At 73.7% G+C, this 15,477-nt stretch carries 8 protein-coding genes and 1 pseudogene; 7 read left to right on the top strand and 2 right to left on the bottom strand.

Going from position 1 to position 15,477, the window contains the following annotated elements:
* The first annotated feature begins 4 nt into the window (after positions 1 to 4).
* Positions 5 to 1,177 (top strand): glucose-1-phosphate adenylyltransferase family protein, encoded by a 1,173-nt coding sequence (locus tag ASG36_RS05475; protein ID WP_055760422.1) that lies wholly within the window; start codon positions 5 to 7, stop codon positions 1,175 to 1,177.
* Positions 1,178 to 1,181: 4 nt separating this feature from the next.
* On the opposite strand, the gene ASG36_RS05470 is transcribed toward ASG36_RS05475, so the two are convergent.
* Positions 1,182 to 1,838: a UdgX family uracil-DNA binding protein gene (locus tag ASG36_RS05470; RefSeq protein ID WP_055760418.1), complete on the bottom strand. Its 657-nt coding sequence runs from the start codon at positions 1,836 to 1,838 to the stop codon at positions 1,182 to 1,184.
* A gap of 91 nt (positions 1,839 to 1,929) precedes the next feature.
* Between ASG36_RS05470 and ASG36_RS05465 the strand changes: the two genes are divergently transcribed.
* Genes ASG36_RS05465 through ASG36_RS05450 form a run of 4 tightly spaced genes read left to right on the top strand, consistent with a single transcriptional unit; the run spans position 1,930 to position 5,912 of the window.
* Positions 1,930 to 2,835, top strand: coding sequence for an ABC transporter ATP-binding protein (locus tag ASG36_RS05465; protein WP_055760416.1), 906 nt, complete (start codon positions 1,930 to 1,932; stop codon positions 2,833 to 2,835).
* Positions 2,832 to 4,004: an ABC transporter permease gene (locus ASG36_RS05460; protein WP_055760413.1), complete on the top strand. Its 1,173-nt coding sequence runs from the start codon at positions 2,832 to 2,834 to the stop codon at positions 4,002 to 4,004. Before ASG36_RS05465 ends, ASG36_RS05460 begins: the two co-directional genes overlap by 4 nt.
* A 31-nt stretch (positions 4,005 to 4,035) precedes the next feature.
* The gene (locus ASG36_RS05455) at positions 4,036 to 5,016 is read left to right on the top strand and encodes a TIGR03557 family F420-dependent LLM class oxidoreductase (protein WP_082522798.1); all 981 of its coding nucleotides are present in this window, start codon (positions 4,036 to 4,038) and stop codon (positions 5,014 to 5,016) included.
* 17 nt (positions 5,017 to 5,033) lie between these two features.
* On the top strand, positions 5,034 to 5,912 hold the full coding sequence (locus ASG36_RS05450; RefSeq protein ID WP_055760410.1) for an SDR family oxidoreductase: 879 nt from the start codon (positions 5,034 to 5,036) through the stop codon (positions 5,910 to 5,912).
* A gap of 55 nt (positions 5,913 to 5,967) precedes the next feature.
* Here ASG36_RS05450 and ASG36_RS05445 read toward each other — a convergent pair whose 3' ends face one another.
* Positions 5,968 to 6,897 carry an SMP-30/gluconolactonase/LRE family protein gene (locus ASG36_RS05445; protein ID WP_055760407.1) on the bottom strand — a complete coding sequence of 310 codons (930 nt, stop codon included), beginning with the start codon at positions 6,895 to 6,897 and terminating at the stop codon, positions 5,968 to 5,970.
* A gap of 55 nt (positions 6,898 to 6,952) precedes the next feature.
* Between ASG36_RS05445 and ppc the strand changes: the two genes are divergently transcribed.
* Both ppc and ASG36_RS23075 read left to right on the top strand, forming a co-directional pair.
* Positions 6,953 to 9,751, top strand: coding sequence for a phosphoenolpyruvate carboxylase (ppc, locus tag ASG36_RS05440; RefSeq protein ID WP_082522797.1), 2,799 nt, complete (start codon positions 6,953 to 6,955; stop codon positions 9,749 to 9,751).
* 137 nt (positions 9,752 to 9,888) lie between these two features.
* Positions 9,889 to 15,470 (top strand): annotated as a pseudogene (locus ASG36_RS23075) (beta strand repeat-containing protein); the annotation flags it as partial.
* Between the last annotated feature and the right edge of the window lie 7 nt (positions 15,471 to 15,477).

The following is a 15,477-nucleotide window of genomic DNA, read 5'->3' as shown; positions in this document are numbered from 1 at the left end:
GCTCATGGCCCTCCCCAAGATCCTCGTGCTCGTCCTGGCCGGTGGTGCCGGCAACCGGCTGGAGCTGCTGACCGAGAACCGGGCCAAGCCGGCCGTGCCGTTCGCCGGTGCCTACCGGCTGATCGACTTCCCGCTGTCGAACTGCCAGCACTCGAAGATCGCCGACGTGTGGGTGTCGGTGCAGTTCCACCCGGCGTCCCTGTCGGACCACCTGGCCAACGGCCGACCCTGGGACCTGGACCGGACCTACGGCGGGCTGATGACCCTCCCGCCCTTCCGCGGCACCGACCGGGGCGGCTGGAACACCGGGACCGCCGACTCGCTGTGGCGCCAGGCCGACCTGATCCGCGGCTTCGACGCCGACGCCCTCGTCGTGGTCAGCTCCGACGCGGTCTACAAGCTGGACTACCGGGAGGTCGCCGAGGCCCACCTGGACTCCTCCGCGGAGGTCACCATGGTCACCACCGAGGTCGCCGCGGACGACGCCTCCCGCTACGGCATCGTGTCGACCGACGGCGAGAAGGTCACCGACTACGCCTACAAGCCCGACGACCCGGCGACGACGACGGCGACCAACGAGGTGTTCGTCTTCACCCCCGGCGCCACGCTGGACCGCCTCGAGGCCCTCGCCGACGAGGCAGGGGAGGACGGGCTGGAGGACCTGGGCAGCCACCTGCTCCCCGCCCAGACCCGCGACGGACTGGCCCGCGCGCACCGGCTCGAGGGGTACTGGCGCGACGTGGGCACCGTGGACGCCTACTGGCAGGCCCACGAGGACTTCCTGGACGACGAACCGCCGCTGGACCTGGACGACGCCCGCTGGCCGGTCCACTCCCGGGGTGGCCGGATGAGCGCGGCCCGGTTGATGAGCGGTGCCTCGGCGGAGCGCAGCCTCGTCTCCGGCGGCACCCACGTGGCCGGTCGGGTCTCGGGCTCGGTGCTCAGCCCGGGCGTCGTCGTGGAGGCCGGCGCCGAGGTCACCGACTCGGTGCTCCTGCCCGGCGCGGTCGTGCGGGCCGGCGCGCGGGTGCACCGCGCCGTGCTGGACGACGGCGTGACGGTGGGCGAGCGCGCCACGGTCGGTGGGGACGGCGACGTCACACTGGTGGGCCGCCGGGCGCAGGTCGAGCCCGGTGCCACCCTGGCCGCCGGCGCCCGGTTCCCGGAGACCGACTGAGCGCTCAGGCCAGGGCGGTGGCGACCACCCGGAGGTCGGCGACCATCGCGTCGAAGGCGGCCGGGCGCTCCTCCTCGGGGGTGCGGAGGACGGCGGAGGGGTGCGTCGTGGCGATCACCCAGGTCTGCGCGGGGGCGCCGTCCTCGTCGTCCTCGTGCCAGGTGGCACCCGGGGGTGTCCACGGCAGCAGCTGCCCGCGCTCCCGGGTGATCCGGAACGACGGCGAGATCAGCGCCTTGGCCGCCACCGCACCCAGGCAGACCACCACCTCGGGCTGGAGGACGGCGAACTCAGCGGCCAGCCACGGACGGCAGGCCTGCAGGTGCTCGGCGTTCGGCGACTGGTGGATCCGGCGCTTGCCGCGCGGCTCGAAGCGGAAGTGCTTGACCGCGTTGGTGACGTAGGCGTCCCGGCGGTCGATGGCCGCGGCCTCCAGGGCACGGTCCAGCAGCTTGCCGCTGGGGCCGACGAACGGCTCGCCGGCGCGGTCCTCCTGGTCACCGGGCTGCTCGCCGACGAAGACCACCCGCGCGGTCTCCGGGCCCTCGCCGAAGACGGTCTGGGTGGCCGGCTCCCACAGCTCGCACGCCTGGCACCCGCCGGCAGCGTGGCGCAGCTGGGACAGCCCGGCGTCGGTGGGCACGGGGGCGGTGGAGGTCATGGTGCGATGACACCCCAGTGACGCGGGCTGCGCCGGGTGAGGCCCCACTCGATACGGTCTCGGCCAGGAACAGCCGCGAGGAAGAGGTGTCGTGCTCGAGTTCGACGGACTGGTCAAGGCCTACGGCGACAACCGGGTGCTGGACGGCGTGGGCTTCACCGTCGCCCCCGGCCAGATGTTCGGCTTCTGCGGGTCCAACGGGGCCGGGAAGACGACGACGATGCGGATCGCGATGGGCCTGGCCCGTGCCGACGCCGGGCAGGTGCGCTGGCAGGGCACCGCGCTGACCGAGGCCACCCGCCGACGGATCGGCTACATGCCCGAGGAGCGCGGCCTCTACCCGAAGATGAAGGTGGTCGAGCAGCTCGTCTACTTCGCGCGGCTGCACGGGCTGGGCAGCGCCGAGGCCAAGGCCGCCGCCGAGCACTGGACCGAGCGGCTGGGCCTGGCCGAGAAGCGTGACCAGCGGGTGGAGAAGCTGTCGCTGGGCAATCAGCAGCGCGTGCAGCTGGCCGCCGCCCTGGTCAGCCGGCCCGACGTGCTCATCCTCGACGAGCCGTTCTCCGGCCTGGACCCGGTCGGCGTGGACTCCCTGGCCGACGCGCTGCTCGAGCAGTGCCACCGCGGCGTCCCCGTCGTGTTCTCCAGCCACCAGCTCGACCTCGTCGAGCGGCTCTGCGACGCCGTCGGCATCCTCGCCCGCGGCCGGATAGTGGCCAGCGGCACGGTGTCCGAGCTGCGTGCGGCCGAGGCCGGCCGGCAGCTGCGGGTCGTGGTCCCCGACGCCCCGGCCGGCTGGGCCGGCGCCGTCCCCGGCGTGCGGGTGGTCAGCGAGCAGCGCGGGGACACCGTGCTGGAGCTGGCCCCCGGCACCGACGACCAGGCCGTGCTCGCCGCGGCCCTGGCCACCGGCCGGGTGACCCACTTCGCCTGGCGCGAACCCACGCTGGTCGAGCTGTTCCGCGGGGCCGTGTCGGACCGGGCGGTGGCGGCGTGAGCGCGTTCGGGCAGGTGAAGCTGGTCGCCGGCCGGGAGATGTCGACCCGGGTCCGGGACAAGGGCTTCATCGTCAGCTCGGTGGTCATCGTGCTGCTGGTCCTCGGGCTGATGGTGTTCCAGCTGGTCAGCGGCTCGCAGACCAGCACCAGCACGATCGGCGTCGTCGGCGGGACCCCGCAGGTCGAGCAGGCGCTGGTGCGCTCGGGGGAGACCGTCGGCGTGCAGGTGGAGGTCACCGAGCTCGCCGACGAGGCCGCCGCCCGCCAGGCCGTCGACGACGGGGACGTCGACGCCGCCCTGCTCGGGGCGGCCGGTGACAGCCCGCAGGTCGTCGTCCAGGACAGCTCGGACGACGGCGCCAGCGCCATCGCCGAGTCGGCCGTCGGTGCCCTCTCGGTGGCCACCCAGCTCGGGCAGCAGGGCGTGGACCTGCAGCCGGCGCCGGCGATCGACTTCGTCGTCCTGGACCCCGAGGCCGACGGCGACACCACCGCCGTCCTCGTCGCCCTGCTCGGCGTGGTGGTGCTCTACGGGCTGCTCATCCTGTTCGGCCAGTTCGTGGCCCAGGGCGTGGTGGAGGAGAAGTCCTCCCGGGTCGTGGAGATCCTGCTGTCGACGATGCGGCCCTGGCAGCTGCTCACCGGCAAGATCGTCGGCCTGGGCCTGCTCGGGCTCGCACAGCTGGTCACCATCGCGGTGATCGGCGTGGTGGGAGCGCTGGCCCTGGACGTGGTGTCGGTGCCCAGCGCGGTCGTCCCGACCGTCGTCTCGGTCGTGGCCTGGTTCGTGCTCGGCTACACCTTCTACGCCGCGGTCTTCGCCGTCGCGGCCTCGCTGGTCAGCCGGCAGGAGGACCTGGGCAGCGTGCTCACCCCGACCACCCTGCTGCTGGTCGTCGGCTTCATCGTCTCGCTGCAGGCCGCCCAGGACCCGGGCTCGACCCTGGCCACGGTGACCTCGTTCGTCCCCGGTCTCTCCCCGCTGGTGATGCCGGTGCGGATGGCCGCGGGGGAGGCCGCCGTGTGGGAGATCGTCGCCGCGGTGCTGGTCAACCTGGCGGCCATCGCGGTCGTCGTCCGGATCGGCGGCCGGGTCTACTCCGGCGCCCTGCTGCGCACCAGCGGCAAGACCAAGCTGCGGGAGGCCCTGGCCGCCGAGCGCGGTTGAGGGGGGCCGCCCCGGGGGTAGCCGGGGCGGCATGAGCATGCAGCTGGGCTACACGATGATGACCGAGCAGGCGGGCCCCAAGGACCTCGTCGCGCACGTGGTGGGGGCCGAGCGGGTCGGGTTCGACTTCGCGGTCAGCAGCGACCACTTCTTCCCCTGGCTGGACTCGATGGGCCACGCGCCCAACGCCTGGGTGACCCTGGGTGCCGCGGCGCAGGCCACGTCCACGATCGACCTGATGACCTACGTGACCTGCCCGACCTTCCGGTACCACCCGACCGTGGTGGCCCAGCAGGCCGCGACCCTGCAGATCCTCGCCGACGGGCGCTTCACCCTCGGTCTGGGCACGGGGGAGAACCTCAACGAGCACGTCGTCGGGGAGGGCTGGCCGGCGGTCGCCGTGCGGCAGGAGATGTTCGCCGAGGCGGTCCAGATCATCAAGGAGCTGCTCGCCGGGGACGACTACACGACCTTCCACGGGGAGTTCTTCGAGGTCGACGGCGCCAAGATCTGGGACCTGCCCGAGGGCGGGGTGCCCATCGGCATCGCCGTGTCGGGCAAGAAGAGCTGCGAGCTGGCCGGTGAGTACGCCGACGTCATGATCGGCACCGAGCCCAAGCCCGAGCTCGGCGAGATGTTCGACGCCGCGGGCGGGGCCGGGAAGAACCGGGTCGGCCAGATGCCGATCAGCTTCGGCACCGACAAGGCCGCCGCGGTCACCCGCGCCCACGAGCTGTTCCGCTGGTTCGGTCTGGGCTGGAAGGTCAACGCCGACCTGCCGGGGACGGCGGGCTTCGAGGCCGCCAGCGCCTTCGTCCGGGAGTCCGACGTCGAGGAGTCGATCCCCTGTGGGGACGACGTCGACGCCGTGATCGAGGCGGCGAAGGAGTACGCGGACGCCGGCTACACCCACCTCGCCCTGGTGCAGATCGGCGGCGACCAGCAGCAGCCCTACCTGGAGTGGACCGAGCGCGAGTTGATGCCGGCCTGGCGATCCGCCTTCGGTTCCTGAGACCTGGAGACCACGAGATGACCCTGATCGACCCGCGCACCAAGCACCCCACGTCCACCGCCATCCCCGGCCTGCAGATCGAGCACCCGGGCGGGACGGCGGAGCTCACCCCGGCGCCCGACCACGGTGAGGAGTCCTACCGCGGCTCCGGCCGGCTCGCGGGGCGTCGCGCGCTGATCACCGGCGCCGACTCCGGGATCGGCCGCGCCGTGGCGATCGCCTACGCCCGGGAGGGCGCCGACGTCGCCATCTCCTACCTGTCCGAGGACGCCGACGCCGAGGAGACCGCGCGGCTGGTCCGCGAGGCCGGCCGCACCGCGCTGCTGCTGCCCGGTGACATCTCCGACGAGACCGTCGCCAAGGGCCTGGTCGCCCAGACCGTCGAGGGCCTGGGCGGGCTGGACCTGCTGGTGCACAACGCCGCGTTCCAGAACGTGGTCACCGACGTCCTGGAGTTCTCCACCGCGGAGATCGACCGCACCTTCCGGACGAACGTCTATGCGTTCTTCTGGCTGCTGCAGGCCGCCAAGCCCGAGCTGGCCCCCGGCTCGTCGGTGATCGTGACCAGCTCGGTGCAGGCCTTCACGCCGTCCCCGAACCTGGCCGCCTACGCCGCGACCAAGGCCGCGCTGGTGAACATGACGACGTCCATGGCCGAGGAGTTCGCGCAGGTCGGGGTGCGGGTCAACTGCGTCGCCCCCGGCCCGGTCTGGACCCCGCTCATCCCGGCGACGATGCCCGAGGACATGGTCGAGGGCTTCGGTGAGCAGTCCCAGCTCAAGCGCGCCGCCCAGCCCGCCGAGCTCGCCGGCGCCTACGTGTACCTGGCCAGCGAGGACGCCAGCTTCACCAGCGGAGAGGTCATCGGCGTCACCGGCGGCTCGCCCATCAACTGACGAAGGAGGCTCTGCACCCCCATCCGGCCGGGGACGGGGTGCAGAGCCTCCTTCGTCAGGCCTGGTGGAGGGCGTCGACGGGGCCGCGGTAGACGCCGGCGGGGGTGCCGGTGACGCCGGGGCGGACGACGAAGAGCCGCCCGGCGTCGGGCTGGGCGGCCCTCGCCTCGTCGGACAGGCCCTGGGTCGAGGTGCTGATCACCAGGTGGTCCAGCTCCGGGCCGGCGAAGGCGCAGCTCGAGGTGTTCTCGGTGGGCACCCGCACCACGGTGAGCAGCTCGCCGGTGGGGGAGTAGCGGCGCACCTGGCCCCCGCCCCAGACGGCGACCCACAGGTGGTCCTCGTCGTCGATGGCCATCCCGTCGGGGGCGCCGGCGTCGTCGTCGGAGAGGTCGACGACCACCCGGCTGGCGCCGAAGGAACCGGTCTCCACGTCGTAGTCGTAGGCCCGCACGGTGGCCGCGCCGGAGTCGGCCAGGTAGACGGTGCGGCCGTCGGCGGTCCACTCGATGCCGTTGCTGATCGTCAGGTCGGTGAGCACGGTGTGCACCGACCCGTCCAGGTCGACGCGGTACAGCGAGCCCGCGCCGGTCCGTTCGTCGAAGGCCATCGTCCCGCCGAACAGCCGGCCGACCGGGTCGACCGCGCCGTCGTTCATCCGGGTGCCGTCGGGGGCGGTGCCGCCCTCCCGGTCCAGGGCCACCAGCACGCGGGGCTCGCCCTCGGGGTCCAGGTGGGTGAACCCGCCGTCGGCACCCAGCAGCCAGCCGCCGTCGGCAGCCGGGACGACGAAGCCGACCGTGGCCCCACCGCGGTGCACGCCGACCTCGGCGACCACCCCGGCCGGGGACACGGTGGCCCGCCGGACCTCGCCGGCGTCGATGTCCACCCAGACCAGCTCGCGGCGGGTGGCGTCCCAGGTCGGTCCCTCCCCGTGGACGGCGGGGCGGACGTCGGTCACGGGAGTCGCGGTGAGGGTGTCCACCGGGTCATCCTCCCCGCGTCACGGAGACGTCACACGTGCTCGGCATGATGCGCACGTGTCTGAAGCCACCGTCGACGTCACCGACCTCCGCCCGACCGGGGGCCCCGACGACCCGGAGGACGAGCGGTCCGGCGACGCCCCGCTGCGCGAGGACATCCGGCTGCTGGGCCGGGTGCTGGGCGAGGTCGTGCGCGAGCAGGCCGGCCAGGAGGTGTTCGACGTCGTCGAGGCCGCCCGGGTCGAGGCGTTCCGGATCCGCCGCTCCGAGGTCGACCGGACCGGGCTGGCCGACATGCTGGCCGGGCTCGACGAGCGCAGCGCCAACCACGTGATCCGCGCGTTCAGCCACTTCTCCCTGCTGGCGAACCTGGCCGAGGACGTGCACCACGAGCGCCGCCGCCGCTTCCACCGCCGGGAGGGCTCCCCGCCGCAGAAGGGGACGCTGGACGCGACCTTCGACCTGCTGGACGCCGCGGACCTCGACCCCGCCGTCGTCGCGCACGAGCTGGCCGGCGCGCTGGTCTCCCCGGTGGTCACCGCGCACCCCACCGAGGTCCGCCGGCGCACCGTCTCGCAGGTGCAGCGGCACGTCACCGAGCTGATGCGCACCCGGGAGACCGCCGAGGACGAGCGGGTCTGGTCGGCGCACCTGTGGCGGGAGGTGCTGACCCTCTGGCAGACGGCGCTGCTGCGGTTGTCCCGGCTGCGGCTGGAGGACGAGATCGACGAGGCGCTGCGCTACTACGACCTGTCGCTGTTCGCCGTCGTCCCGGCGATCAACACCGAGCTGCGGACGGCGCTGCGGCAGCGCTGGCCCGGGGCGGACCTGCTGGCCACCCCCATGCTGCTGCCCGGCTCCTGGATCGGCGGGGACCGCGACGGCAACCCCTTCGTCACCGCCGACGCCGTCCGTCGCGCCACCACCCGGGCCGCGGAGACCGCGTTGGGCCACCACCTCGGCGAGCTGGTGTGCCTGGCCGACGAGCTGTCCATGTCGGCGCGGCTGGTCACCCCCACCGAGGAGCTGCAGGCCCTCGCCGACGCGGCCCGCGACGACTCGCCCTTCCGGGCCGACGAGCCCTACCGGCGGGCGCTGCGCGGGGTCTACCGGCGGCTGGCCGCCACCGCCGTCCGCGCGGTGGGACACGTGCCCGGTCCACTGCCGGACGTCGAGCTGGAGCCCTACGACGAGCCGGCCGAGCTGATCGCCGACCTCGACGTCGTCGACGCGTCGCTGCGCACCCACGGCGCCGGCGCACTCGCCGACGAGCGGCTGGCCGCGCTGCGCGCCTCGGTGGAGGTGTTCGGGTTCCACCTCTCGGGGCTGGACATGCGGCAGAACAGCTCGGTGCACGAGGAGGTGCTGACCGAGGTCCTCGCCTGGGCCGGCGTCTGCCCGGACTACTCCGCGCTGGACGAGACCGCCCGGCGCGAGCTGCTGACCGGTGAGCTCCGGTTGCGGCGTCCGCTGGTGCGGGCCGACGCCGACCTCTCCGAGCTGGCCCGGGGCGAGCTGGACCTGCTGGCCGCGGCGGCCGAGCAGGTGCGCGTGCTGGGGCCGCGGGCGATCCCGAACTACGTGATCAGCATGTGCGAGTCGGTCTCGGACGTGCTGGAGGTCGCCGTCCTGCTCAAGGAGGTCGGCCTGGTCACCCTGGACGACGCCGGGCTGCCCGCGTCGCCGATCATGATCGCCCCGCTGTTCGAGACGATCGGCGACCTGCAGGGCGGTGGCGAGACCCTGGCCGCGATGCTCGCCGAGCCGCTGTACCGGTCGATGGTCGACGGCCGGGGCGGCACGCAGGAGGTCATGCTCGGCTACTCCGACAGCAACAAGGACGGCGGGTACCTCGCCGCGAACTGGGCGCTGTACCGGGCCGAGCTGGCGCTGGTGGAGGTGGCCCGCGAGGCCGGGGTGCGGCTGCGGCTCTTCCACGGCCGCGGCGGGACGGTCGGCCGTGGTGGTGGCCCCTCCTACGAGGCGGTCCGGGCGCAGCCGCCGGGGTCGGTGGCCGGGCAGCTGCGGATCACCGAGCAGGGCGAGGTGATCTCCGCCAAGTACGCCGAGCCGCACCTGGCCCGGCGCAACCTGGAGGCGCTGGTCGCCGCGACCTTGGAGTCCACGCTGCTCTCGCTGGAGGGCCTGGACGGCGACGCCGAGGACGTCTACGCGCTCTTCGACGACCTGGCCGCCCGCGCGCAGGGCGCCTACCGGGCGCTGGTGCACGACACCCCGGGCTTCGTGGAGTGGTTCCGCGCAGCCACGCCGGTGCGCGAGCTCGCCGAGCTCAACATCGGGTCCCGGCCGCCCTCGCGGAAGGCCGGGGACAAGATCAGCGACCTGCGGGCCATCCCGTGGGTGTTCAGCTGGTCGCAGGCCCGGATCATGCTGCCGGGCTGGTTCGGCACCGGGACGGCGCTGGAGTCGTGGGTGGACGGCGACCCGGCCCGGCTCGCCCGGCTGCAGGAGCTGCACGGCCGCTGGCCGTTCTTCCGCACCGTGCTGTCCAACATGGGGATGGTGCTGGCCAAGACCGACCTGGAGCTGGCCGCCCGCTACGCCTCGCTGGTGCCCGACGAGGAACTGCGGCACCGGGTGTTCGACGTGATCACCGCTGAGCACGAACGGACCGTGCGGATGCTGCTGGCGATCACCGGCGATGACCACCTGCTGGCCGACAACCCCTCGCTGGCGCGTTCGATCCGCAACCGCTTCCCCTACCTGGAGCCCTTGCACCACCTGCAGGTGGAGATGCTGCGCCGGCGCCGCTCGGGCAACGACGACGAGCTGGTCAAGCGCTGCATCCAGCTGGCGATCAACGGGGTGGCGACGGCGCTGCGCAACAGCGGCTGACCGCCCCTCGCACCACCCGGGAGCCCCCCGTCGACATGGTCGACGGGGGGCTCCTGTGCGTCCGGAGCGACCACGACCGGTGACGGCGCGAGCGGTCGGGTGAGCACCGTCGAACTCATTCACCCCATCGAACGCATGTGTCCCACCCGTCTCCACGAACGGGCGGTCTTGTTCCGGATCCCTTCCGTCCCGACCGATGGTCTTACCGAAACGGACTGAGCCGTATTCGTGCTGCCCCGGACGGGGCGGTGGGACCGGCTGGACGACGGAGGACCTCTGTGACGTGGAAGACCTGGTCGCGCACCGGCGCGGCCGTGCTCGTGGGAGCGGTGGTGGCGCTGACGGCGACCCCCGCGTACGCCGCTCCCGGTGACGCCCGCGCGCAGGCGTTGGACATCGACCTGAACGCCACCGTGACCGTCCCGGGCATCCCCCCGTTGACCCCGGCCCTCGTGGTGCCGGTGCTCAACGCGAACGTCGACCTCGTGCAGTCCGCGGCGCCCCCCGGCGGCCAGGCAGCCGTCGTGGACCTCGCGGCCGGCCTGGGTGCCGGCCTGCTCGGCGTGGCAGCGAGCGACGGGACGCTGACGGCGTCCTCGTCCTCGAACCAGGGTGGTTCGACCTCCGCCTCCGGCGTGGAGGACCTGGCCCTCTCCGTCCTCGGCCTCCCCATCCGGGCGGGCGCCCTGAGCGGAACGGTGTCCTGCCCCGCGGGCGGCACGCCGACCGCGGACACCGTGGTCGCCGGGCTCAGCGTCTTCGGCACCACGGTCTCGGCCACGGCCGGGGCGGTCGTGTCCGTCCCGGTGAGCGTCGCCGGCCTCCCGGCGGCGACCCTCGTCGCCACGGTGACGCCCTCCACCGAGACGGTCTCGGCCAGCGCCGCGTCGGCGACCGCGCTGACCATCGCCCTCCGACTCGACGTCCTGGGGCTGACCTCGGTCAACGCCGGGTCCATCGTCATCGGCGCAGCGACCTGCGAGTCGCCCGCTGCGGTCGCACCCACGGCCACCAGCCTGACCCCGGGCTCCGGGCCGGAGGAGGGTGGCACGTCGGTCACCGTCACCGGGTCCGGCTTCTTCCAGGGCCTGACCTCCGTCACCGTCGGGGGCACCGTCGTCCCCGCCGACCAGGTCGTCGTCACCAGCCCGACCTCGCTGGTCTTCGCCACCCCCGGCGGACCTGCGGGCCCGACCACGGTGAGCGTGACCAACACCCCCGGCGGCACCTCGACCCCCGGGCTGCCCTTCACCTACCTCGCGGTGCCCGGCCTGACCGGCATCGACCCGGCCGTCGGACCCGTCGCCGGCGGCACGACGGTGACGCTGACCGGTGACGACTTCGTCACCGGAGCCACCACGGTGACCATCGGGACCGACACGGTCCCGGCGACGGTCGTCAGCCCCACCCAGCTGACCTTCGTCACCCCGGGTGACCCCGCCGGTCTGGTGGCCGTGCGGGTGACGACGCCGGACGGCGTGTCCGGCCCGCTGGGCTTCACCTACCAGGCGCCGGACGCCCCGACCCTCGTCACCATCGACCCGACGTCGGGGCCCGTGGGCGGGGGCACCCCGGTGACCCTCACGGGGACCGGCTTCGTCGCGGGCCAGACCACGGTGAGCATCGGCACCGACACGGTGGCCGCCGGAGACGTCACGGTCCTCTCCGCCACCAGCCTCTCCTTCCTGACCCCCGGTGACCCCGCCGGGCTCGTCCAGGTCGCCGTGACCACCCCGGCGGGGACCTCCGCGCCGCTGGGCTTCACCTACCAGGCGCCCGTCGTGGTGGCCCCCACCGTCACCGGGATCGACCCGTCGTCGGGACCGGTCGCCGGCGGGACGCAGGTGACCCTGACGGGCACCGGGTTCGTCGCCGGCGGCACCTCGGTGGCGATCGGGACCGACACGGTCCCGGCGACCGCGGTGACCTTCGTGTCGTCGACCGAGGTGTCGTTCCTGACCCCCGGTGACCCGGCCGGCCTGGTCGACGTCTCGGTGACCACCCCCTCGGGGACCTCGGTCCCGGTGGGCTTCACCTACGTGGCCCCGGTCGTCCCGGCCGGGCCGACCCTCGCCGACATCGACCCCGACTCGGGCCCGGCTGCGGGCGGCACGTCGGTGACCCTCACGGGCACCGGGTTCGTCGCCGGCGCGACGTCGGTGACGATCGGGACCGACACGGTCGCCGCGGCGGACGTCACGTTCGTGTCCCCGACCGAGGTGTCGTTCCTGACCCCGGGTGACCCGGTCGGACTCGTCCAGGTCACCGTCTCCACCCCCGACGGCACGTCCGGGCCGGCCGGCTTCACCTACCTCGCGCCCCCTGCCCCCACCGTCGTGACCCTGGCCCCCTCCTCGGGTCCGGACGCGGGCGGGACGTCGGTCCTCGTGACCGGCAGCGGCTTCGTCGACGGCGCGACGTCGGTGACGATCGGGACCGACACGGTCCCGGCCGGTGACGTGACGTTCGTGTCCCCGACCCAGATCTCCTTCTCCACGCCCGGTGACCCGGCCGGCCTGGTGCAGGTCACGGTGACCACGCCGAACGGCACGTCGGCCCCGGCCGGGTTCACCTACCTGGCCCCGGTCGTGGTCGCCCCCACCGTGGTCGGGATCGACCCGGTGTCCGGCCCGGCCGTCGGCGGGACGACGGTGACCCTGACGGGCACCGGGTTCGTCGCCGGAACGACGTCGGTGACCATCGGGACCGACACGGTCCCGGCCGCCGCGGTGACCTTCGTGTCCTCGACGGAGGTCTCGTTCACGACCCCGGGTGACCCGCCCGGCCTGGTGGCCGTCACGGTGACGACCCCTGCGGGCACCTCCGGGCCCGTCGGCTTCACCTACGTCGCGCCCGTCGTCCCGACCGTCACCGCCGTCTCGCCGACCTCGGGCCCGGTGGCCGGCGGTACGCCGGTGACCCTCACCGGCTCGGGCTTCGTCGACGGTGGCACCACGGTGACGATCGGGACCGACACGGTCCTGGCGGCCGACGTGACGTTCGTGTCCCCGACCGAGGTCTCGTTCACGACCCCCGGTGACCCGGCCGGTCTGGTCCAGGTCACGGTCACCACCGTCAACGGCACGTCGGCCCCGGTGGGCTTCACCTACGTCGCACCTGCCGCCCCGTCGGTCACGGGCATCGACCCGTCGTCCGGTCCGGTCGTCGGTGGCACGCCGGTGACGCTCACGGGCACCGGGTTCGTGGACGGGGCCACGTCGGTGACGATCGGGACCGACACGGTCCTGGCGGCCGACGTGACGTTCGTGTCCCCGACCGAGGTCTCGTTCACGACCCCGGGTGACCCGGCCGGTCTGGTCGACGTCACGGTCACGACCGGTGCAGGCACGTCGGCTCCGGTGGGCTTCACCTACGTCGCACCCGCCGCCCCCACGGTCACGGGCATCGCGCCCTCGTCCGGTCCGGTCGCGGGCGGTACGCCGGTGACCCTGACGGGCACCGGGTTCGTCGCCGGGGGCACCTCGGTGACGATCGGGACCGACGTGGTCCCGGCCACCGCGGTGACCTTCGTGTCGTCGACCGAGGTCTCGTTCACGACCCCGGGTGACCCGGCCGGTCTGGTCCAGGTCACGGCCACGACGCCGGCGGGCACCTCGGCGCCGGTGGGCTTCACCTACGTCGCCCCGGCCGTGGTCGCTCCGACGGTCACGGGCATCGACCCCGTGTCGGGTCCGGTCGCCGGCGGGACGCAGGTGACCCTGACGGGCACCGGGTTCGTCGCCGGTGGCACCTCGGTGACGATCGGGACCGACACGGTCCCGGCCGGGGACGTGACGTTCGTGTCCGCCACCGAGGTCTCCTTCCTGACCCCCGGTGACCCGGCCGGGCTGGTCGAGGTGACCGTCACGACGACGGCAGGCACCTCGGCGCCGGTGGGCTTCACCTACGAGGCGCCCGTCGTCCCGGGTGCCCCCACCGTCGCGGACATCGACCCGGTGTCGGGTCCGGTGGCCGGCGGCACGACGGTGACCCTCACGGGCACCGGGTTCGTCGACGGGGACACCTCGGTGACCATCGGGACCGACACGGTCCCGGCCGAGGACGTGACCTTCGTGTCCGCCACCGAGGTCTCCTTCCTGACGCCGGGTGACCCGGCCGGCCTGGTCGAGGTCACGGTGACCACGCCTGCGGGGGTGTCGGCTCCGGTCGGCTTCACCTACCTGGCTCCGGTCGTGGTGGCCCCGACGGTCACGGGCATCGACCCGTCGTCCGGTCCGGTGGCCGGCGGTACGACGGTGACGTTGACCGGCACCGGGTTCGTCGACGGCGGCACCTCGGTGACCATCGGGACCGACACGGTCCCGGCAGGGGACGTGACGTTCGTGTCCGCCACGGAGGTCTCGTTCCTGGCCCCGGGTGACCCGGCCGGTCTGGTCGACGTGACGGTCACGACCGGTGCGGGCACGTCGGTCCCGGTGGGCTTCACCTACGTCGCACCCGCCGTCCCCACGGTCACGGGCATCGCCCCGTCGTCCGGTCCGGTCGCGGGCGGTACGCCGGTGACGCTCACGGGCTCGGGCTTCCTGGACGGTGCGACCACGGTGACCATCGGCGCCGACACGGTCCTGGCGGGCGACGTGACGTTCGTGTCCGCCACGGAGGTCTCGTTCCTGACCCCGGGTGACCCCGCGGGTCTGGTCGATGTGACGGTCACGACCGGTGCGGGCACGTCGGCCCCGGTGGGCTTCACCTACCTGGCGCCGGCGGTGGTCGCCCCGACGGTCACCGGCATCGACCCGGTGTCCGGTCCCGTGGCCGGCGGTACGCCGGTGACCCTCACGGGCACCGGGTTCGTCGACGGCGGCACCTCGGTGACCATCGGGACCGACACGGTCCCGGCCGGGGACGTGACGGTCGTGTCCGCCACCGAGATCTCGTTCTCGACCCCCGGTGACCCCGCGGGTCTGGTCCAGGTCACGGTGACCACGCCGTCGGGCACGTCCACCCCGGTCGGGTTCACCTACGTCGCACCCGCCGTCCCCACGGTCACGACCATCACCCCGGCCTCCGGTCCGGTCGCCGGCGGTACGCCGGTGACGCTGACCGGCACCGGGTTCGTGGCCGGGGCGACGTCGGTGACGATCGGGACCGACACGGTCCTGGCCGAGGACGTGACGGTCGTGTCGGCCGCGGAGATCTCGTTCCTGACCCCGGGTGACCCGGCCGGTCTGGTCGAGGTGCGGGCGGTCACGGCCGCAGGCACCTCCGGCGCGGTGGGCTTCACCTACCAGGCCCCGGCAGTCGTGGCCCCCACGGTCACCACGATCACGCCGACCTCCGGTCCGGCCGCGGGCGGTACGCCGGTGACCCTCACGGGCACCGGGTTCGTGGACGGGGCCACCTCGGTGACCATCGGGACCGACACGGTCCTGGCCGAGGACGTCACGGTCGTGTCGGCCACGGAGATCTCGTTCTCGACCCCGGGTGACCCCGCGGGCCTGGTCGAGGTCACGGTGACGACGCCGTCGGGGACGTCGGCGCCGGTCGGGTTCAGCTACCTGGCCCCGGTCGTGGTGGCCCCGACGGTCACGGGCATCGCCCCGTCCTCGGGTCCTGCCGCGGGCGGTACGCCGGTGACGCTGACCGGCACCGGGTTCGTCGACGGCGCGACGTCGGTGACGATCGGGACCGACGTGGTCCCGGCCACCGCGGTGACGTTCGTGTCGGCCACGGAGATCTCGTTCTCGACCCCGGGTGANGACGGC

It is taken from the genome of Geodermatophilus sp. Leaf369 (assembly GCF_001424455.1).
Classification (GTDB): Bacteria; Actinomycetota; Actinomycetes; order Mycobacteriales; family Geodermatophilaceae; genus Klenkia.
The sequence above is the reverse complement of the archived record's forward strand: the minus strand, read 5'-3'. Positions and strand labels throughout refer to the sequence as shown.